General features: G+C 56.8%; 17 protein-coding genes and 1 riboswitch. Of the genes, 13 read left to right on the top strand and 4 right to left on the bottom strand.

Going from position 1 to position 20,758, the window contains the following annotated elements; genetic code table 11:
- Positions 1–40 precede the first annotated feature (40 nt).
- Positions 41–1,690: a glucose-6-phosphate isomerase gene (gene pgi / locus GRPL_RS22320; RefSeq protein ID WP_032689957.1), complete on the bottom strand. Its 1,650-nt coding sequence runs from the start codon at positions 1,688–1,690 to the stop codon at positions 41–43.
- Between the two features lie 349 nt (positions 1,691–2,039).
- Positions 2,040–2,272, top strand: a riboswitch (Lysine riboswitch).
- Positions 2,273–2,445: 173 nt separating this feature from the next.
- Here pgi and lysC point away from each other — a divergent pair.
- The 3 genes from lysC to GRPL_RS22305 all read left to right on the top strand — a co-directional run bounded on the left by lysC (position 2,446) and on the right by GRPL_RS22305 (position 5,332).
- Positions 2,446–3,795, top strand: coding sequence for a lysine-sensitive aspartokinase 3 (gene lysC, locus GRPL_RS22315; RefSeq protein ID WP_004856417.1), 1,350 nt, complete (start codon positions 2,446–2,448; stop codon positions 3,793–3,795).
- 206 nt (positions 3,796–4,001) lie between these two features.
- On the top strand, positions 4,002–4,931 hold the full coding sequence (panS, locus tag GRPL_RS22310; protein ID WP_004856416.1) for a ketopantoate/pantoate/pantothenate transporter PanS: 930 nt from the start codon (positions 4,002–4,004) through the stop codon (positions 4,929–4,931).
- 128 nt (positions 4,932–5,059) lie between these two features.
- The gene (locus GRPL_RS22305) at positions 5,060–5,332 is read left to right on the top strand and encodes a YjbD family protein (protein ID WP_004856415.1); all 273 of its coding nucleotides are present in this window, start codon (positions 5,060–5,062) and stop codon (positions 5,330–5,332) included.
- Here the strand turns inward: GRPL_RS22305 and rluF are convergent.
- On the bottom strand, positions 5,329–6,207 hold the full coding sequence (gene rluF / locus GRPL_RS22300) for a 23S rRNA pseudouridine(2604) synthase RluF (protein ID WP_032698392.1): 879 nt from the start codon (positions 6,205–6,207) through the stop codon (positions 5,329–5,331). The two genes, GRPL_RS22305 and rluF, sit on opposite strands and share 4 nt — an antisense overlap.
- Before the next feature lie 343 nt (positions 6,208–6,550).
- On the opposite strand from rluF, the gene GRPL_RS22295 reads away from it, so the two are divergent.
- From GRPL_RS22295 to pepE, 9 genes are all read left to right on the top strand, one after another.
- A complete protein-coding gene (locus GRPL_RS22295) occupies positions 6,551–7,504 on the top strand; it encodes a sugar-binding transcriptional regulator (protein ID WP_032698393.1) in 954 nt (317 codons plus the stop codon).
- Positions 7,505–7,571: 67 nt separating this feature from the next.
- Positions 7,572–8,375, top strand: coding sequence for an SDR family oxidoreductase (locus tag GRPL_RS22290; RefSeq protein ID WP_032689959.1), 804 nt, complete (start codon positions 7,572–7,574; stop codon positions 8,373–8,375).
- 9 nt (positions 8,376–8,384) lie between these two features.
- A complete protein-coding gene (locus GRPL_RS22285; RefSeq protein ID WP_032698394.1) occupies positions 8,385–8,792 on the top strand; it encodes a mannose/fructose/sorbose PTS transporter subunit IIA in 408 nt (135 codons plus the stop codon).
- Positions 8,792–9,286: a PTS sugar transporter subunit IIB gene (locus GRPL_RS22280; protein ID WP_032689961.1), complete on the top strand. Its 495-nt coding sequence runs from the start codon at positions 8,792–8,794 to the stop codon at positions 9,284–9,286. The genes GRPL_RS22285 and GRPL_RS22280 overlap by 1 nt, the downstream gene beginning before the upstream one ends.
- A 173-nt stretch (positions 9,287–9,459) precedes the next feature.
- On the top strand, positions 9,460–10,257 hold the full coding sequence (locus tag GRPL_RS22275; protein WP_032689962.1) for a PTS mannose/fructose/sorbose transporter subunit IIC: 798 nt from the start codon (positions 9,460–9,462) through the stop codon (positions 10,255–10,257).
- Positions 10,258–10,268: 11 nt separating this feature from the next.
- On the top strand, positions 10,269–11,093 hold the full coding sequence (locus GRPL_RS22270; RefSeq protein ID WP_032698395.1) for a PTS system mannose/fructose/sorbose family transporter subunit IID: 825 nt from the start codon (positions 10,269–10,271) through the stop codon (positions 11,091–11,093).
- A gap of 73 nt (positions 11,094–11,166) precedes the next feature.
- The gene (gene sorE, locus GRPL_RS22265; RefSeq protein WP_032689964.1) at positions 11,167–12,396 is read left to right on the top strand and encodes an L-sorbose 1-phosphate reductase; all 1,230 of its coding nucleotides are present in this window, start codon (positions 11,167–11,169) and stop codon (positions 12,394–12,396) included.
- Positions 12,389–13,201 carry a shikimate 5-dehydrogenase gene (locus GRPL_RS22260; RefSeq protein WP_032689965.1) on the top strand — a complete coding sequence of 271 codons (813 nt, stop codon included), beginning with the start codon at positions 12,389–12,391 and terminating at the stop codon, positions 13,199–13,201. The genes sorE and GRPL_RS22260 overlap by 8 nt, the downstream gene beginning before the upstream one ends.
- Positions 13,202–13,413: 212 nt before the next feature.
- Positions 13,414–14,103 carry a dipeptidase PepE gene (pepE, locus tag GRPL_RS22255; protein ID WP_032689967.1) on the top strand — a complete coding sequence of 230 codons (690 nt, stop codon included), beginning with the start codon at positions 13,414–13,416 and terminating at the stop codon, positions 14,101–14,103.
- An 87-nt stretch (positions 14,104–14,190) separates the two neighbouring features.
- On the opposite strand, the gene GRPL_RS22250 is transcribed toward pepE, so the two are convergent.
- Entirely contained in the window at positions 14,191–15,822 is a 1,632-nt protein-coding gene (locus GRPL_RS22250; RefSeq protein WP_032689968.1) for a Na/Pi cotransporter family protein, read from the bottom strand.
- Positions 15,823–16,043: 221 nt separating this feature from the next.
- A complete protein-coding gene (metH, locus tag GRPL_RS22245) occupies positions 16,044–19,727 on the bottom strand; it encodes a methionine synthase (protein WP_032698396.1) in 3,684 nt (1,227 codons plus the stop codon).
- A 196-nt stretch (positions 19,728–19,923) separates the two neighbouring features.
- Between metH and iclR the strand changes: the two genes are divergently transcribed.
- Positions 19,924–20,751, top strand: coding sequence for a glyoxylate bypass operon transcriptional repressor IclR (iclR, locus tag GRPL_RS22240; RefSeq protein ID WP_032689970.1), 828 nt, complete (start codon positions 19,924–19,926; stop codon positions 20,749–20,751).
- The last annotated feature ends 7 nt before the right edge of the window (positions 20,752–20,758 follow it).

The raw sequence follows: 20,758 nt of genomic DNA on the forward strand, positions 1-20,758 counted from the left end.
ATTATTGCGGCGGATTAACGCTCCGTGACCGGGGGCGTGATTATGCGCGCCAGGCTTTGTAACGGTTAATCAGGCCGTTCGTCGAGCTGTCGTGGCTGCTGATTTCTTCGCCATCTTTCAGCTCTGGCAGAATGCGGTTTGCCAGCTGTTTACCTAACTCAACGCCCCACTGGTCGAAGGTGAAGATGTTGAGGATCGCGCCCTGGGTGAAGATCTTATGTTCATACAGGGCAATCAGCGCGCCCAGGCTGAACGGGGTGATTTCACGCAGCAGGATGGAGTTGGTCGGGCGGTTGCCTTCGAACACTTTGAACGGCACCACGTGATCCAGGGTTGCCGGATCTTTACCCTGATCACGATATTCCTGCTCAACCGCTTCACGGGATTTACCGAACGCCAGCGCTTCGGTCTGTGCAAAGAAGTTAGACAGCAGCTTCGGATGGTGATCGGAGAGCGGGTTATGGGTAATGGCCGGGGCGATAAAATCGCACGGTACCATTTTGGTGCCCTGGTGGATCAGCTGATAGAACGCGTGCTGGCCGTTGGTACCCGGCTCACCCCAGATGATAGGGCCGGTCTGGTAATCTACGGCGTTGCCGTTACGGTCAACGTATTTGCCGTTAGACTCCATGTTGCCCTGCTGGAAGTAGGCCGCAAAGCGGTGCATGTACTGGTCGTACGGCAGAATGGCTTCGGTTTCAGCGCCGAAGAAGTTGTTGTACCAGATACCGATCAGCGCCAGCAGCACCGGCAGGTTTTTCTCTGGCGCGGTGGTGGAGAAGTGTTTATCCATCGCATGCGCGCCGGAGAGCAGCTCAACAAAGTTGTCGAAGCCCACGGACAGGATAATGGACAGGCCGATGGCTGACCACAGGGAGTAACGGCCGCCAACCCAGTCCCAGAACTCAAACATATTGGCAGTATCAATACCGAACTCGCCCACCGCTTTGCCATTGGTGGAGAGTGCGGCGAAGTGTTTCGCCACGTGCTTCTCATCGCCCGCGGTCGCCAGGAACCAGTCGCGCGCGCTGTGGGCGTTGGTCATGGTTTCCTGGGTGGTGAAGGTTTTCGACGCGACCAGGAACAGAGTGGTTTCCGGGTTCACCGTTTTCAGCACTTCGGCGATATGGGTGCCATCGACGTTAGATACAAAGTGCATATTGAGGTGGTTTTTATACGGACGCAGCGCTTCGGTCACCATGAACGGGCCGAGGTCAGAACCGCCGATACCGATATTCACTACGTCAGTAATCGCTTTACCGGTATAGCCTTTCCAGCTACCGGAGATGATCGCTTCAGAGAAATGCTTCATCTTTTCGAGAACAGCATTAACTTCCGGCATCACATCTTTGCCATCAACAATAATCGGAGTATTGCTACGGTTGCGCAGAGCAACGTGCAGAACAGCGCGATCTTCAGTGCGGTTGATCTTTTCACCGGAGAACATGGACTTGATCGCCCCTGCCAGATCGGTCTCTTTCGCCAGATCCTGCAGTTTGCTCAGCGTCTCTTCGGTGATGCGGTTTTTGGAAAAATCCACCAGCATCAGATCGTCGAACGTTGCGGAAAACTTAGAAAAACGGTCGCTATCTTGCGCGAAAAGCTCGCTGATAGTGACGTCTTTCATTTCATCAAAGTGTTTCTGTAATGCCTGCCAGGCAGAGGTCTGCGTTGGGTTGATGTTTTTCATTAGCAATACTCTTCTGATTTGAGAATTGTGACTGCGGTCGATTGTAGCGCCGGCGGCAAAAAATTGTGATGATTTTTATGTTATGCCTATGACACGCGTCAGGAACAGGGTCAGTTCGGGGCAAAAAGCCTCTACTAGTATAGCCATCATAAGGCTTTTTTCTGTTAATCATCCCCGCATGAAAAATCCGCATAACCGCAACGTTGACATACCTACTCCGAAGCCTTTATATAACTGCACTGCCTGCATTTACGCAGGTTTGTATTGCTCGCGCATTTCACGCTACAGCGAAAGGGTATTGCAGGGGGATTATCACCAGCGCCCCCAGGCAAAGTGAAAGACGTCGGTAATTGCCAGAAGAGGTGCGTTGCCCAGGTAACCGTATTGGAGGAACCAGTCCGGCGAAAATACGTGAGGGGGAGCAACGCCGAGGTGATAAAGCGTCTGGTACGCACATCACCGGCCACAGGGGCTGAATCCCCTGGGTTGTCACCAGAAACGTTCGCAGTCGGGCGTTTCATACCCAGGAACTGACGTAAGGCGTTGGGGAGCGGGTCTACAAGGTGGAGCACTTCTGGGTGACATCGTAGCTGTTTATTGCTCTGCGCCCACCCTGTTTTTCGCTCTTCCCTTGTGCCATGGCTGAATAATTTGGCCTGGCTTATTAAGACATTTTATTACTGTAAGTTGGTGTCCAGCCAGCCCCACTCAGGAATCGTTTTAATAAGTCAGGCCCCCCCTGACACGAGGTTGTTATGACAGATTTAGTTGTAGCCAAATTCGGCGGCACCAGCGTTGCCGATTTCGATGCCATGAATCGCAGCGTTGATGTTGCGCGACTTGATGAGAACACGCGCGTCGTGGTGTTATCGGCCTCTGCGGGTGTGACCAATCTTTTGGTTGCTTTGGCTGAAGGGCTGGAACCCGCTGAGCGTTTTGAAAAGCTCGAGTCACTGCGCCAGATTCAATTCAATATCCTGGAGCGTCTGCGCTATCCCAACGTGATTCGCGAAGAGATCGAGCGTCTGCTGGAAAATATCACCACCCTGGCAGAAGCCGCTGCGCTGGCAAGTTCCGCTGCGCTGACCGACGAGCTGGTCAGCCATGGTGAACTGATGTCCACCCTGCTGTTTGTCGAAATTCTCCGCGAGCGCGGTATCGCGTCACAGTGGTTCGATGTGCGTAAAATTATGCGCACCAACGATCGCTTCGGCCGCGCCGAGCCAGACATTGCCGCACTGGCCGAGCTGACGCAGCTGCAGCTGACTCCGCGCCTGGCTGAAGGTCTGGTGGTCACTCAGGGCTTTATCGGCAGCGAAGCGAAAGGGCGTACGACAACCCTGGGTCGCGGCGGCAGCGACTATACCGCGGCTCTGCTGGGCGAAGCGCTGAACGCCAGCCGTGTCGATATCTGGACCGATGTCCCGGGTATCTACACCACCGACCCGCGCGTCGCGCCGGCGGCAAAACGCATTGATGTCATCGCCTTTGCCGAAGCGGCAGAAATGGCCACCTTTGGGGCCAAAGTGCTTCATCCTGCCACCCTGTTGCCCGCCGTGCGTAGCGATATTCCGGTCTTCGTGGGCTCCAGCAAAGAACCCACCGCCGGCGGAACGCTGGTGTGCAATAAAACCGAAAATCCGCCGCTGTTCCGGGCGCTGGCCCTGCGCCGTCGTCAGACGCTGCTGACGCTGCATAGCCTGAATATGCTGCACTCTCGCGGCTTCCTGGCGGAAGTGTTCGGGATCCTCGCGCGCCACAATATTTCCGTGGATCTGATCACCACGTCCGAAGTCAGCATTGCGTTGACCATGGATACCACCGGTTCGACCTCCGCCACCGATACTCTGCTGACGCAGGCGCTGCTGACCGAGCTCTCCTCCCTGTGCCGCGTAGAAGTGGAGCAGGATCTGGCGCTGGTGGCGTTAATCGGTAACGAGTTGTCGCGCGCCTGTGGCGTGGGCAAAGAAGTTTTCGGCGTCCTTGAGCCGTTCAATATTCGTATGATTTGCTACGGCGCATCCAGCCATAACCTCTGCTTCCTGGTGCCTGGCGCAGATGCCGAGAAAGTCGTGCAGAAATTACATCATAATTTGTTTGAATAATATTTCTTCACGCGATAAATATTACCTATAGCCGGGCTCGAACCCGGCTTTTTTATAACTATACCAACACAACACCCCCTCAATCGTTCAGGCGACTGGACGGTGCGACGATCCCTGATGCACAGCAGACAACGTGCCCGGGGAAACAGACACCGCCTGCGCACGCGTTGCCCGAAGAATGAGGCGTTAATCGCAAGGAAAACAACATGCTCGCTACTCTGACGAGGCTGTTCCCGTTATGGGCGCTGCTGCTCTCTGTTCTGGCTTATTACACTCCGTCGACCTTTACCCCCGTCGGGCCATGGGTCACCACGCTGCTGATGCTAATCATGTTCGGAATGGGAGTACATCTGAAACTGGATGACTTTAAGCGCGTGCTGTCGCGCCCGGCGCCGGTGGCTGCAGGTATTTTTCTTCACTATCTGGTGATGCCTCTCGCCGCCTGGGCGCTGGCGCTGCTGTTCCATATGCCGCCCGAGCTTTCAGCCGGCATGGTACTGGTCGGGAGCGTCGCCAGTGGGACCGCATCGAACGTGATGATCTATCTCGCGAAAGGCGATGTGGCGCTGTCTGTCACCATCTCATCGGTTTCTACGCTGGTCGGCGTGGTTGCCACGCCGCTGCTGACGCGGCTGTATGTGGATGCGCACATTCAGGTCGACGTCATGGGGATGCTGCTCAGCATCCTGCAGATCGTGGTGATCCCGATTGCGCTGGGGCTGGTGATTCACCATACGCTGCCCAAAGTGGTGAAAGCGGTTGAGCCTTTTCTGCCCGCCTTCTCAATGATCTGCATCCTGGCGATCATCAGCGCCGTCGTCGCCGGTTCCGCCTCGCATATCGCCTCGGTGGGCCTGGTGGTGATTGTCGCGGTGATCCTGCATAACGCCATTGGCCTGCTCGGTGGCTACTGGGGCGGGCGGCTGTTTGGCTTTGACGAGTCAACCTGTCGGACGCTGGCGATTGAAGTGGGGATGCAAAACTCTGGTCTGGCTGCCGCGCTGGGGAAAATCTACTTCGGCCCGCTCGCCGCGCTGCCCGGTGCGCTGTTTTCAGTCTGGCACAACCTGTCCGGTTCGCTGCTGGCGGGTTACTGGTCCGGGAAACCGACCGCCAAAAACGTGAACAAACGCTAATATTCCCTCACCCGGGCCAACGGCCCGGGTATTTTCCCCGTTTGTGCCCTCCTCAACGAGACTAACCCGCTGTCCGTCGGCCCGCGATTACCGTACACTGGGTTATCCGGCAGACTGAGGGCACCACGATGGCACTTCCCCGCATTACGCAAAAAGAGATGACAGAGCGCGAGCAACGCGAACTCAAAACGCTGCTTGACCGGGCCCGAATAGCGCACGGCCGTCCGCTGACCAACGCCGAGACCAACGCCGTCAAGAAAGAGTACATCGACAAGCTGATGGTGCTGCGAGAAGCCGAAGCGAAAAAGGCCCGCCAGCTAAAGAAAAAGCAGGCCTACAAACCCGATAGCGAAGCTTCATTTTCATGGTCGGCGAGCACGCCGACGCGCGGCAGGCGTTAACGCCCTTTCTTTTTCCGCCCCGGCTGAGTAAAACGTTTTCCGTTAGACGCCGGGCGCCCTTTCTCGTTTTTCTCATTGCTCTTTTCAACCTTCACTACCGGACGTTTGATCCCGGCGGTTTTCGGTTTGGCTTTCGCCTTCGGTTTGGCCTCAGAGGACGAATTCTCAATCAGCTTAAACAGCGCCACCAGCTCATCATCCGTCAGGTCGCGCCACTCGCCCAGCGGCAGTCCCGACAGCCCGACGTTCATAATTCGCGTCCGTTCAAGCTTCATGACCTCATAGCCAAAGTGCTCACACATCCGGCGAATCTGCCGGTTCAGGCCCTGAACCAGGGTTATGCGGAACACGAACGGCGCTTCCTTCCTGACTTTGCACTTCTTCGTCACCGTGCCAAGAATCGGTACGCCGGCTCCCATACCGCGGATAAACTCGTCGGTCACCGGCTTGTCCACCGTCACCAGATACTCTTTTTCGTGATCGTTGCCAGCACGCAGGATCTTATTCACCAGATCGCCGTGGTTGGTCAGAAAGATCAGCCCCTGAGAGTCTTTGTCCAGTCGACCAATCGGGAAGACGCGCTTGCTGTGGTTAACAAAGTCCACAATGTTATCGCGCTCGCTGTCTTCCGTTGTACTGACAATACCGACCGGTTTATTCAGGGCGATGAAAACCAGATCTTCGGCCTCGCGCGGCTCGATCAATTGACCGTTGACCTTCACGACATCGCCAGGGTTGACCTGATCGCCAATGGTCGCACGCTTGCCATTGATAAAAACATTGCCTTGTTCAATGTAGCGATCGGCTTCGCGACGCGAGCAAATTCCGCTTTCACTGATGTATTTATTGAGTCGGGTTGATGAGTCTGGCAGCATAAATTCTCCTGTAAAAGCGAAATATACCTCAGGCCGCGGACAATCAAAAATAATCGCGTCTCCACGGCTCGCCGCTAAATGTGATCCGTCACACCTTTCGACACAAAAGTGTTCCACCCCGTGCCGTGCAATTCTGCCCGGCGAAAATAAGCAGAATCAAACCATTAGCTCACCATGCACAAAAGTGCCATCTCCAGGCAGGTCAGTAATCAAATGTGCAAAACAAACCGCCACCTTATGGTGATGATATAGCGGAAAATTGCTTTGTCGCCGGCGATTGTTGGGGTTATATCAGATCAAGAGAGCAAGAGTGTCGTTTGCACAAATGTGCAGGAGCCCAAAGATGGCGATCGAAAATAGCGATGATATCCGCTTAATAGTTAAAGTTGCCCAGCTCTATTATGAGCAGGACCTGACCCAGGCGCAGATTGCCCGTGAGCTGGGTATTTACCGCACCACGATCAGCCGCCTGCTAAAACGCGGTCGTGAGCAGGGTATTGTCACCATCGCCATCAACTACGACTACAACGAAAATCTGTGGCTGGAACAGCAGCTGAAGCAAAAGTTCGCTCTCAAAGAGGCGGTGGTCGCTTCCTGCGAGTCATCACAGGAAGAGGACCAGCTGAGCACCATCGGGCAGCATGGCGCTCAGCTGGTCGATCGCCTGCTTGAGCCTGGCGATATTATCGGCTTTTCCTGGGGGCGTGCGGTCCGTGCGCTGGTCGAAACCCTACCGCAGGCAAGTCAGTCGCGGCAGGTGATTTGCGTGCCGATTATCGGCGGTCCCTCGGGCAAGCTGGAGAGCCGGTATCATGTGAACACGCTGACCTACGGCGCCGCCGCCAGGCTGAAAGCCGAATCGCATCTTGCTGACTTCCCGGCGCTGCTGGAAAACACATTGATTCGCAACGGTATTATGCAGTCCCAGCATTTTAAAACGATTTCATCCTACTGGGAGAATCTCGATGTGGCGCTGGTGGGTATCGGTTCCCCGGCGATTAGCGATGGCGCCAACTGGCATGCGTTTTATGGTAGCGAAGAGAGCGATGATCTCAACGCGCGGCACGTCGCCGGCGATATTTGTTCACGCTTTTATGATATCAACGGTATCGCCGTTGAAACCAATATGAATGAAAAAACGCTCTCCATCGATATTGCCAGATTAAAACAGGTGCGTTATTCCGTGGGTATCGCCATCGGCGAAGAAAAATATACCGGAATCATTGGCGCATTACGCGGGGGTTATATTAACTGCCTGGTGACGAATAGAGAAACCGCAGAACTGTTACTGAAATAAAAGACGTTTTCTTTTGCCGCAGCTCACGCTGCGTGGGATCCCTTTACCTGAAAATGAGATAACGATTATGCAAACATGGCTAAATCTGCAAGATAAAATCATTATTGTTACCGGCGGCGCTTCGGGAATTGGTCTGGCAATTGTTGATGAGTTATTAAATCTCGGCGCAAATGTCCAGATGAGCGATATTCACGGCGGTGACAAGCATCACCACAATGACCGTTACAGGTTCTGGCCCACGGATATTTCCAGCGCCAGCGAAGTGAATCACACCGTCGAGCAGATTATTCAACAATACGGCCGTATCGATGGCCTGGTGAATAATGCCGGGGTGAATTTTCCGCGTCTCCTCGTCGATGAGAAAGCCCCGGCAGGACGCTACGAACTCAATGAGGCCGCTTTTGAAAAGATGGTGAACATCAACCAAAAAGGGGTCTTTCTGATGTCGCAGGCGGTGGCCCGGCAGATGGTGAAACAGCGCGCAGGCGTCATTGTTAACGTCTCGTCGGAAAGCGGGCTGGAAGGCTCTGAAGGTCAGAGCTGCTATGCCGCAACCAAGGCTGCGCTGAATAGCTTCACGCGTTCATGGTCCAAAGAGCTGGGGAAACACGGTATTCGCGTCGTGGGCGTTGCGCCAGGCATCCTCGAAAAAACCGGGCTGCGCACGCCGGAATACGAAGAAGCGCTGGCCTGGACGCGCAATATCAGCGTCGAGCAGCTGCGCGCGGGCTATAGCAAAAACGCGATTCCGCTTGGTCGCTCCGGTCGTCTTAGCGAAGTGGCCGACTATGTCTGCTACCTGCTGTCAGAGCGGGCAAGCTATATAACCGGAGTAACCACTAACATCGCCGGCGGAAAAACCCGCGGATAAGGAGTCGATATGGTGAATGTTATTTTCTGCGCCCACGGTCAGCTGGCCTGCGCCATGCTGGATTCGGTACGCATGGTCTATGGTGACGTAAAGGCCAGCGCGGTGGCATTTATGCCCGGCGAAAACGCCAGCGACATCGCCACCCGGCTCGATGAGTTAGTAAGTGCTCACAATGATAGTGAGTGGCTGATCGCCGTCGATTTACAGTGCGGCAGCCCATGGAATGCCGCCGCCGGGCTGGCGATGAAAAACCCGCGACTGCGGGTCATCAGCGGTCTCTCTTTACCGCTGGCGCTGGAACTGGTGGATAACCAGCAGACCCTGACCGCAGACGCCCTGTGCGCACACCTGACCGCCATCGCCAGCCAGTGCTGCGTGGTGTGGCGACAGCCGGAAACCATTGAGGAGGATTTCTGATGAACATTACGCTTGCTCGCATTGATGACCGCCTGATCCATGGCCAGGTGACCACCGTGTGGTCAAAAGTGGCCAACGCCGGGCGCATTATTATCTGCAACGACGAGGTCTATAACGATGAGGTACGTCGGACCTTACTCCGCCAGGCCGCGCCTCCGGGCATGAAGGTCAATGTCGTTAACCTCGAAAAGGCGGTCGCCGTTTATCACAACCCGCAATATCAACACGAGACCGTTTTTTATTTATTCACCAACCCTCAGGATGTTTTAACGATGGTCAGACAGGGGGTCAATATTGCCACCTTAAATATCGGCGGCATGGCCTGGCGACCGGGTAAAAAACAATTAACCAAGGCGGTATCTTTAGACGACCAGGATATTCATGCGTTTCATGAACTGGATAAACTGGGCGTAAAACTGGACTTACGTGTGGTGGCATCAGATCCGTCCGTCAATATCCTCGACAAAATAGCCGAGCACTCTGTTACAGAATAAAACAGCGCCTGTATTTTGCACATCGTTATTCTGAATGGCACACCCTGGAAATAGACTTAGCACAATTTTTAGTGACAGGTTTAAAAATATAAAACCCATACCGTGACCGTCAGCGTAATACCGTGTTAATGCCGTAACAGGCAGGGATTTGCATACCCTCAAGGTGACATATTATGGAAATCAGTACCCTACAAATAATCGCCATATTTATTTTTTCTTGTATTGCCGGAATGGGCAGCGTGCTGGATGAATTTCAGACGCACCGCCCGTTAATTGCCTGCACGGTCATCGGCTTAATTCTCGGTGATTTAAAAACCGGGATTATGCTCGGCGGTACATTGGAACTGATCGCACTCGGCTGGATGAACGTCGGCGCCGCGCAATCGCCGGATTCGGCGCTGGCCAGCATTATCTCCGCGATTCTGGTTATCGTCGGCCATCAAAGTATCGCCACAGGGATCGCCATCGCGCTGCCGGTGGCCGCAGCCGGGCAGGTGCTCACCGTTTTCGCCCGCACCATTACGGTGGTCTTTCAACACGCAGCGGACAAAGCGGCGGAGGACGCGCGTTTTCGCACTATCGACATGCTGCATATCTCGGCGCTGGGCGTACAGGCGCTCCGCGTCGCAATTCCGGCACTGGTCGTCTCGCTGTTTGTCAGCGCCGACATGGTCAGCAACATGCTGAACGCCATCCCGGAATTTGTCACCCGCGGCCTGCAAATCGCCGGTGGTTTTATTGTGGTGGTGGGCTACGCCATGGTGCTGCGCATGATGGGCGTCAAATACCTGATGCCATTCTTTTTCCTCGGTTTTCTGGCGGGAGGCTATCTCGATTTCAGCCTGCTGGCCTTCGGCGGCGTGGGCGTCATTATCGCGCTGATTTATATCCAGCTGAACCCGCAATGGCGCAAGGCCGAGCCCCAGCAGGCCGCCGCCTCTTCCACCGCCCTTGACCAACTTGACGACTGATGGAGCCCGTTATGGAACCGAAAAAACTCACCCAAGGCGACCTGGTTAACATCTTTCTGCGCTCCAACCTGCAGCAGGCCTCCTTCAACTTTGAACGCATTCATGGTCTCGGCTTTTGCTACGACATGATCCCGGCGATCAAGCGTCTCTATCCGCTAAAAGAGGATCAGGTGGCGGCGCTAAAACGCCATCTGGTGTTCTTCAATACCACCCCCGCCGTCTGCGGCCCGGTGCTGGGCGTAACGGCGGCGATGGAGGAAGCGCGAGCCAACGGCGCGGCCATCGACGATGGGGCGATTAACGGCATCAAAGTTGGCCTGATGGGGCCGCTGGCCGGGGTCGGCGATCCGCTGGTCTGGGGCACGTTGCGCCCGATTACCGCGGCGCTCGGCGCGTCGCTCGCGCTCTCCGGGAATCTTCTTGGGCCACTTCTCTTTTTCTTTATTTTCAATGCAGTACGCCTGGCAATGAAATGGTACGGCCTGCAGCTCGGTTTCCGTAAGGGGGTCAATATCGTCAGCGATATGGGCGGTAACCTGCTGCAAAAACTGACCGAAGGGGCCTCTATTTTGGGTCTCTTCGTGATGGGCGTGCTGGTCACCAGGTGGACCTCCATCCACGTGCCGTTGGTGGTGTCGCAAACGCCAGGCGCCGACGGCACCACCGTCACCATGACCGTACAAAACATCCTCGACCAGCTTTGTCCCGGCCTGTTGGCGCTGGGCCTGACGCTGCTGATGGTGCGTCTGCTCAATAAAAAAGTTAACCCGGTATGGCTGATCTTTGCCCTGTTTGGTCTGGGGATTATCGGTAACGCGCTGGGCTTCTTGTCCTGATTATTCGGCCCCGGTCGCACCGGGGCCACTTCAATAAGCTAACCCCGTAGTAAAAGGGGATGAGGTGGTAAACATGAAAACGACAGCTCTACGCCTTTACGGTAAACGCGACCTGCGTCTGGAAACCTTTGCACTCCCGGAAATGCAGGATGACGAGATCCTGGCCCGCGTGGTCACCGATAGCCTGTGCCTCTCTTCCTGGAAAGAGGCCAACCAGGGGGAAAACCATAAAAAGGTGCCGGACGACGTGGCGGTGAACCCGATCATTATCGGCCATGAATTCTGCGGTGAAATCCTCGCGGTCGGGAAAAAGTGGCAGCATAAATTCCAGGCCGGTCAGCGCTATGTGATTCAGGCCAACCTGCAGCTGCCGGATCGCCCCGATTGCCCCGGCTACTCCTTCCCGTGGATCGGTGGCGAAGCGACTCACGTGGTGATCCCGGATGAGGTCATGACGCAAGATTGTCTGCTCACCTGGGAAGGCGATACCTGGTTTGAAGGCTCGCTGGTCGAACCGCTCTCCTGCGTGATCGGTGCATTCAACGCCAACTATCATCTGCAGGAAGGGAGCTATAACCATGTGATGGGGATCCGACCTCAGGGCCGCACGCTGATCCTCGGCGGTACCGGCCCCATGGGGCTGCTGGCGATCGACTACGCCTTGCATGGGCCGGTCAACCCTTCCCTGTTGGTGGTGACCGATACCAACAAACCGAAGCTGAGCTATGCCCGCCAGCATTATCCGTCAGAACCACAAACGCTGATCCATTACCTCGACGGGCACGATGCCGGACGCGAGACGCTGATGGCGCTGAGCGGCGGCCACGGCTTTGACGATATTTTCGTCTTCGTGCCGAAAGAGGAGCTGATTACCATGGCCTCTTCGCTGCTGGCCCCCGACGGCTGTCTGAACTTCTTTGCCGGCCCGCAGGATAAGCAGTTCAGCGCTCCGATAAACTTTTACGACGTGCATTATGCCTTTACGCATTACGTCGGTACTTCCGGCGGCAATACTGACGATATGCGGGCCGCCGTGGCGCTGATGCAGGCGAAAAAAGTCCAGGCGGCGAAAGTGGTGACCCATATTCTCGGACTCAATGCGGCGGGTGAAACTACCCTCGATTTACCGGCCGTCGGCGGCGGTAAAAAGCTGGTGTATACCGAAAAATCGCTTCCCCTGACCCCTCTTGGCGCCATTGCTGACCCTGAACTGGCGGCCATTATGGCGCGTCATCACGGGATCTGGTCCGCCGAAGCGGAACGGTACCTGCTGGCCCACGCACCGGACATTGCTCATGATTAATCGCGAAACTCAGCTCTGCATGTCGCTGGCCGGCCGGCCAGGCAACTTCGGTACCCGTTTTCACAACTATCTGTATGAGAAGCTGGGGCTGAATTTTATCTATAAAGCCTTTACCACGCAGGATATCGCCGCCGCGGTGGGAGGGGTACGGGCGCTGGGGATTCGCGGTTGCGCGGTCTCGATGCCGTTTAAAGAGAGCTGCATGCCCTTCCTTGACGCCATCGATCCTTCGGCCAGGGTAATTGATTCCGTCAATACCATCGTTAACGACAACGGCAGATTGACCGGACTCAACACCGACTATATCGCGGTAAAGAGCCTGATCGACAGCCACCAGCTGGATACCCATGCCAGCGTGATGATTCAGGGCAGCGGCGGCATGGGGAAAGCGGTTATCGCCGCCTTTCGCGACGCCGGCTTTCGCGATGTGGTTATCGCCGCCCGCAATCGCGACAGCGGCCTGGCGCTGGCGAAACAGTACGGTTTTCAGTGGCAGCCGCAGCCTGAAGGGATCAGGGCCGATATTCTGGTCAACGTCACACCGCTCGGCATGGCAGGCGGTACGCAAAGCGACACCCTGGCATTCAGCCAGTCGATGGTTGGGCAGGCTCAGGTCGTGTTCGACGTGGTGGCCCTGCCGTCGCAAACACCGCTGATTCGTCTGGCGCAGAGGCTGGATAAGCAGATTATCAGCGGCGCGGAGGTGATTGCGCTGCAGGCGGTGGAACAATTCGCGCTTTATACCGGCGTACGTCCGGATGCCGATCTCGTCAACGAGGCTGCGGCATTTGCGCGGGCGGGGTAAGCCTGAGCGCCAGGGAGGGCGCTCTTACCCCGGTTTCCTGGTTTCATACTCTTTGCCTCCCCTTCACCGTTCCCCTCTTCTCACTCGTCACAACAGCAAGAGACCCGGTGTCGCGCCGCCACCTTGCAACATCGTGAGCCATATCAGTGAGCCTGCGGGCAACCGGTGGTAGGATCGCCTGCGACTCTGTAACCTGGCTAAATGGAGAAAAGATGGAACTGCTGTTATTGAGTAACTCGTCGCTACCCGGCAAAGCATGGCTGGAACATGCGCTGCCGCTGATTGCCGGACAGCTAAACGGACGCCGTTCCGCGGTGTTTATCCCCTTTGCCGGGGTGACGCAAACCTGGGACGACTACACGGCCAAAGCCGCCGGGGTGCTCGCCCCGCTTGGCGTTTCCGTCACCGGTATTCACCGCGTCGCCGACCCGGTGGCGGCGATTGCCGCCGCTGAAGTGGTGATTGTCGGCGGCGGCAATACTTTTCAGCTGCTGAAAGAGTGCCGTGGACGCGGGCTTTTGGCGCCAGTTGTGGAGGTTGTGAAGCGTGGCGCGCTGTACATCGGCTGGAGCGCGGGGGCAAATCTCGCCTGCCCGACCATCCGCACCACCAACGATATGCCGATTGTCGATCCGCAGGGTTTTGACGCGCTGGGGCTGTTCCCGCTGCAGATTAACCCGCACTTTACCAACGCGCTGCCGGAAGGACATCAGGGCGAAACCCGTGAGCAGCGTATTCGCGAACTGCTGGTCGTGGCCCCGGAGCTGACGATCGTCGGCCTACCGGAAGGCAACTGGATTCAGGTGACACAGGGGCAGGCCACCCTCGGCGGCCCGAACCCGACGCTGCTGTTTAAAGCCGGTGAGGAAGCGGTGCCTCTGCAGGCCGGTCACCGCTTTTAAGATGACGGTTCCCGGCTTGCGGCGTCAGCGTCGTCGCCGGGATATCGCCCCCGTGACCGGTTAATCCGCCGACGGCAGGAAAACGACTTAGTATTCATCCCGATCGTCATCTTCATCCGGCTGCTCCATCACGCTATAAGCCACCGAGCAGAACAACGAGTTCAGGCGTTTCATATCCCCCAGTAACCCCAGATGCAGCGAGCTGGTCTCGATACTCTGTACGTTTTGCTGGTGCAGACGGTCGACGTGCGCGTGCGAGTAGCGGCGGTTCAGGATGCGGAAACGATGCTTGTTGCGGCGCAGGCGTCGGGCGCTCGGGACATCGCTGGAGAAAAAGACCGACATCGCCAGTTGTAGGTTGCTGAGCAGCTGCTCGTACAGCCCGTCCAGCTCCTTCAGCCCTTCCACCGAAAAGGCGCGGCGCGCCGCCAGCGATTTATCGGCGATTTCGCTGCCCATTCTCTCGACGATATCGGAAGCCTGCTCCAGATTGAGCGCCATTTCGATGATCTCCGCCCAGCGGCGGGACTCTTCTTCGGCCAGCTCATCTTTCGGCATGCGGGCCAGATAGAGCTTGATCGCGGTGTAGAGCACGTTGATATCGTCCGCCAGCCTGCGCAACTCTTTCTCCTCCCGCGGCTCGCCGTGCATCACCTTGTGCAGCCCCTCGAGCATCTGCTCCATCGCGTCGCCAATGCGCAACGTTTCGCGTGCGGCATTCGCCAACGCCAGCGCCGGCGTATCCAGCGCCGTGGTATCCAGATGTTTTGGTTTGAGATGGAGGTCCTGCTCGGGATCCTCACGAATCATCCGTTTGCAGAGTCTGGCCATGGGCTCGGCAAAGGGCACCATCGCCACGCAGCGAATCAGGTTGTAGAAGACGTGGAAGTAGATAACCAGTTCCGATTCCGGCAGCGGCATACGGTGCATCGCATTGGCCAGCACATGCACAAACGGCAGAATAATCAGACTCCCCACCAGCTTGAACAACAGACTGCCGAGCGCCACGCGGCGCGCAGAAGCGTTGGCGGCGCTGTTGTTGATCATCGCCAGAATCCCCGAACCGAGGTTGGCGCCAATCACCAGGCACAGCGCCACCGGAAACGAAATCACCCCGGTGGAAGTCAGGGTTGCCGTTAACAGCACTGCCGCCAGGCTGGAGTAGCTGATGATGGCAAACATGGCGCCAATCAGCGCGTCGAGCATAATGTCGCCGGTCAGCGAGGCGAAAATCACCTGCACGCCATTTGCCTGGGTGATGGGATGAACCGCCTGCACAATCAGTTCCAGCGCTAGCAGAATCAGCCCCAGGCCGATCCCCACCCGTCCGAGCTGGCCGGCACGCGTTTGTTTGCGTCCGAGGAAAAAAATCACGCCGATAAAAATCAGCAGCGGCGACAGCCACGACAGATCGAAGGTCAGCACCCTCGCCATCAATGCGGTCCCCACATCGGCCCCCAGCACAATCACCAGCGCAGGCGTCAGCGCGACCAGATCCTGAGCGACAAATGAGGTCACCAGCATGGTGGTGGCATTACTGCTCTGGACCAGAGCCGTGACGCCAATCCCCGCGCAGAAGGCGAGCGGTTTTTTCTCAACGCTACTACTGAGGACGGAACGCAGGCGCGCGCCAAATACGCGCATCACGCCGGTACGAACGATGTGGGTGCCCCAGACCAGCAGGGCAACAGCAGACAGCAGATGCAGCAGAGTTAACACGGATTCTTATTCTCCTTATTACCCGACGGATATATACCGATAACCCGTCCTGAACGCGCCGGGCTTATCCGGGCGATATCGTCCGGAGCGATATCAGGCGATGCCGGCCGTTGTGGATCAATACTCCAGTATAAGGGTTTAACCACAATAAAGAGACAGGGCGCCCTGATGGCGCCCTGTAAGTTGTAAGCTAAGATGACGGATTTGTGACAGGTCGCGTTCTAGTCCGCGTCATATCCCAGGTTTGGCGCCAGCCAGCGTTCAACTTCCGCAGGCGTCATCCCTTTCCGCTGGGCATAATCTTCCACCTGATCGCGCTGAATTTGCGCCACCGCGTAATACTTGCTGTCCGGATGGCTGAAGTACCAGCCGGAAACCGATGCGCCCGGCCACATGGCGAACGACTCGGTCAGCTTCATACCGGTATGCGCCTCGACATCCAGCAGTTCCCAGATCACCGCTTTTTCCGTGTGCTCCGGACAGGCCGGGTAACCCGGCGCGGGACGAATCCCCTGGTAGTTTTCGCGGATCAGCTCCTCGTTACTGAGGTTCTCATTCGCCGCATAGCCCCAGTAGACCTTACGCACGCGTTCATGCAGGTATTCGGCAAACGCTTCCGCCAGACGGTCGGCGATGGCTTTGACCATAATCTTGTTGTAATCATCGTGCTGCGCATCAAACGCTTCCGCCAGCGCGTCCTCTTCCAGCCCGCCGGTCACCGCAAATGCGCCGAGGTAGTCAGCTTTGCCGCTGAGCTTCGGCGCCACAAAATCGGCAAGGCAGTAGTTGGCAAAGCCGACTTTCTCCGTCTGCTGACGCAGATGGTGGCTAACCGTCAGCACATGGGTACGGGTTTCATCGCGGTAGATTTCAATGTCATCCCCCACCCGGTTGGCCGGGAATAACCCCACCACGCCGCGCGGATTCAGCGTCTTCTCTGCGCTCAGTTTATCCAGCATCTCGTTAGCATCGTGGAACAACCGCTTCGCCTCTTCGCCGACCACCTCGTCTTCCAGAATGCGTGGATACTTCCCGGCCAGCGACCAGGTCATAAAGAATGGCGTCCAGTCGATGTAGTTGCGCAGGGTTTCGATGCTGGCTTCCACGCTCTGCACGCCCAGACGATGGGCAACCGGTGGCGTGTAGCTGGCCCAGTCAAAGGCCAGATCGTTCTCACGAGCGGCAGCCAGGGTCACCGGCGGCGTGCGTGGTTTCTTGCGAGCGTGCTGGATACGCACGGTTTCATACTCGCGACGCGTGCGCGCAACAAAATCATCGTGCTGTGTGTCGGAGAGCAGAGCCGAGACCACGCCCACGGTGCGCGAGGCGTTCTGAACATAGACCGTCGGGCCGCTGTAGTTCTGCTCGATTTTGACCGCCGTATGGGCCTTCGACGTCGTGGCCCCGCCAATCAGCAGCGGAATGGTAAAGCCCTGGCGTTCCATCTCTTTCGCCACGTTAACCATCTCGTCCAGCGACGGGGTAATCAGCCCGGAGAGGCCAATCAGGTCGGCATTCACTTCGCGGGCGGTTTTGAGGATTTTATCCGCCGGCACCATCACGCCAAGATCGATAATTTCGTAGTTATTGCACTGCAGCACCACGCCAACGATATTTTTACCGATGTCGTGGACGTCGCCTTTCACGGTCGCAATGACCATCTTGCCGTTGCTGGAGCCCTTTTCCTTGCTGGCTTCAATATACGGCTCCAGATAGGCGACCGCCTGTTTCATCACCCGGGCCGACTTCACCACCTGCGGCAGGAACATTTTACCTTCGCCGAACAGGTCGCCGACCACGTTCATCCCGTCCATCAGCGGGCCTTCGATCACTTCTATCGGCCGAGCGGCCTGCTGGCGCGCCTCTTCGGTATCCAGCTCGATAAACTCGGTAATGCCTTTTACCAGCGAGTATTCAAGCCGTTTTTTCACGTCCCAGCTGCGCCATTCCGCCTGCTGGGCGTTGGCGGAGTCGTCCGTTTTGCTGCCGCGGTATTTTTCCGCCAGCTCCAGCAGACGCTCGGTGCCGTCAGCATGACGGTTAAGGATCACGTCTTCGACGGCATCGCGCAGCTCAGCCGGCAGATCGTCATAAATCGCCAGCTGACCGGCGTTAACGATCCCCATATCCATGCCGTTACGGATGGCGTAGTAGAGGAAGACGGCGTGAATCGCTTCGCGAACCGGATCGTTGCCGCGGAACGAGAAGGAGACGTTTGAGACGCCGCCGGAAATCAGCGCGTGGGGCAGTTCGCGTTTAATGTCTTCACAGGCGCCGATAAAGTCCTGCGCATAGTTGTTGTGTTCTTCAATACCGGTGGCGACAGCGAAGATATTGGGGTCAAAAATAATATCTTCCGGCGGGAATCCCACCTCTTCGGTCAGAATCTTGTATGCCCGGCGGCAAATTTCAATTTTCCGCGCCCGGGTATCGGCCTGGCCCATTTCATCAAAGGCCATCACCACCACGGCAGCACCGTAGCGACGCACCTTCTTCGCATGCTCAACGAAGGCCTCTACGCCCTCTTTCATTGAGATGGAGTTGACGATACCTTTGCCCTGAATACATTTCAGACCCTTTTCGATGACATCCCATTTCGAGGAGTCGATCATAATCGGCACCCGGGCAATGTCGGGCTCGCCGGCGATCAGATTAAGGAAACGCACCATCGCCGCTTCCGCGTCGAGCATCCCCTCATCCATGTTGATATCGATAATCTGCGCGCCGCTTTCCACCTGCTGGCGGGCAACGTCCAGCGCTTCGTTATATTTTTCTTCTTTAATCAGGCGCTTGAATTTGGCTGAGCCGGTCACGTTGGTCCGCTCACCGACGTTAACAAACAGGCTGTCGTCGCCGATATTCAGCGGTTCCAGGCCGGCCAGACGGCAGGCGACCGGGATCTCCGGCAGCGCGCGCGGCGCGAGGCCCGTAACGGCGCGCGTCATGGCGGCGATATGTTCCGGCGTAGTGCCGCAGCAGCCGCCGACGATGTTCAGGAAGCCAGACTCCGCCCATTCGCGAATCTGCGCCGCCATGGTGTCAGCGTCCAGATCGTATTCACCAAAGGCGTTCGGCAGCCCGGCATTAGGGTGCGCAGTGACATAGCATTCGGCAATGCGCGACAGCTCCTGCACGTACTGGCGCAGCTCATCTGGCCCCAGCGCGCAGTTCAGGCCGAAGGTGAGCGCATCGGCATGACGCAGGGAGTTATAAAAGGCTTCGGTGGTTTGCCCGGAGAGCGTACGCCCGGAGGCGTCGGTGATGGTACCGGAGATCATGATCGGCAGTTCAACGCCCAGCGCCTCAAATTCCTCTTTCACGGCGAAGATCGCCGCTTTGGCATTCAGGGTATCGAACACGGTCTCGATCAGAATCAGGTCAACGCCCCCTTCCACCAGCGCTTTGGTGGACTCGCGGTAAGCCTCCACCAGCCCATCAAAGGTAATATTGCGGTAGGCTGGGTCGTTAACATCAGGGGAAATAGAGGCGGTGCGGTTGGTCGGGCCGAGCACGCCCGCGACGTAGCGCGGTTTTTCCGGCGTGCGGGAAGTCCACTCATCGGCGCAGGCGCGCGCCAGCTTTGCCGCGACAAAGTTGATTTCCGCCGACAGGGATTCCATCTGGTAATCCGCCATCGCGATAGTGGTCGAGTTAAAGGTATTGGTTTCAATGATATCCGCCCCCGCCTCAAAGTAGGCGTCATGGATAGCGGTTATCACATCCGGCTTACTGAGCACCAGCAGATCGTTATTGCCTTTCAGATCGCATGGCCAGTCGGCAAAGCGTTCGCCGCGGAAGTCCTCTTCACTCAGACGATAGCCCTGGATCATGGTGCCCATGCCCCCATCCAGAACCAAAATACGTTTTTTTAACTGCTGATGCAGTTGTTCAACTTTGCTGCTCACACTCGCTCCCGACAACGCTCAACCAGACCGAAAAAACTCAACGGACCATACTGGCATAAAGCACCAGAGCGGAAAAGAGAACGACGGGCAATATGAGACATGTTCAGCTTCACTCCTCCGATCAGTCCGGTTGTGATTGCAAATCCGAAAAATAAAATGAAAACTATTTCCACGATACAGAAAAAAGGAATCTGCGATGGCCACTCCCGTTCCCGCTAAGCGCGGCAGAAAACCCGCGACGCCCGCCGCCCCCCAGGCTGGCGGCCAGGTTCAGTCGCTCACCCGTGGATTAAAATTGCTTGAATGGATTGCTGAGTCTCACAGCAGCGTGGCGCTGACTGAACTGGCCCAGCAGGCCGGGCTGCCCAACTCCACCACCCATCGTCTGCTGACGACCATGCAGCAGCTGGGCTTTGTCCGCCAGGTGGGTGAGCTGGGCCACTGGTCCGTGGGCGCACACGCCTTTGTAGTCGGCAGCAGCTTCCTGCAAAGCCGCAACCTGCTGGCAATCGTCCACCCGATCCTGCGCCAGCTGATGGAAGACTCCGGTGAAACCGTCAATCTGGCGGTGCTGGATCAAAGCGATCACCAGGCGATTATTATTGATCAGGTGCAGTGTACGCAGCTGATGCGCATGTCGGCGCCGATTGGCGGCAAGCTCCCGATGCACGCCTCCGGCGCGGGTAAAGCATTCCTGTCACAGCTCAGCGAAGAGCAGGTCACCGGTCTGCTGCATCGCAAAGGGCTACATGCTTATACTCACGCCACGCTGGTCTCCCCGGTCCATCTGAAAGAGGATTTAGCCCAGACGCGCAAGCGCGGCTACTCATTTGATGATGAAGAACATGCCCTCGGTTTACGCTGCGTCGCCTCCTGTATTTATGACGAACACCGCGAACCGTTTGCCGCTATCTCTATTTCCGGGCCGATTTCCCGGATGACCGACGATCGCGTCACCGAACTGGGGGCGCTGGTGATTAAAGCGGCGAAAGAAGTGACGCTGGCCTACGGCGGGATGCGATAAATGAGCG

This window comes from Klebsiella planticola ATCC 33531, from assembly GCF_000735435.1.
Lineage (GTDB): Bacteria > Pseudomonadota > Gammaproteobacteria > Enterobacterales > Enterobacteriaceae > Klebsiella > Klebsiella planticola.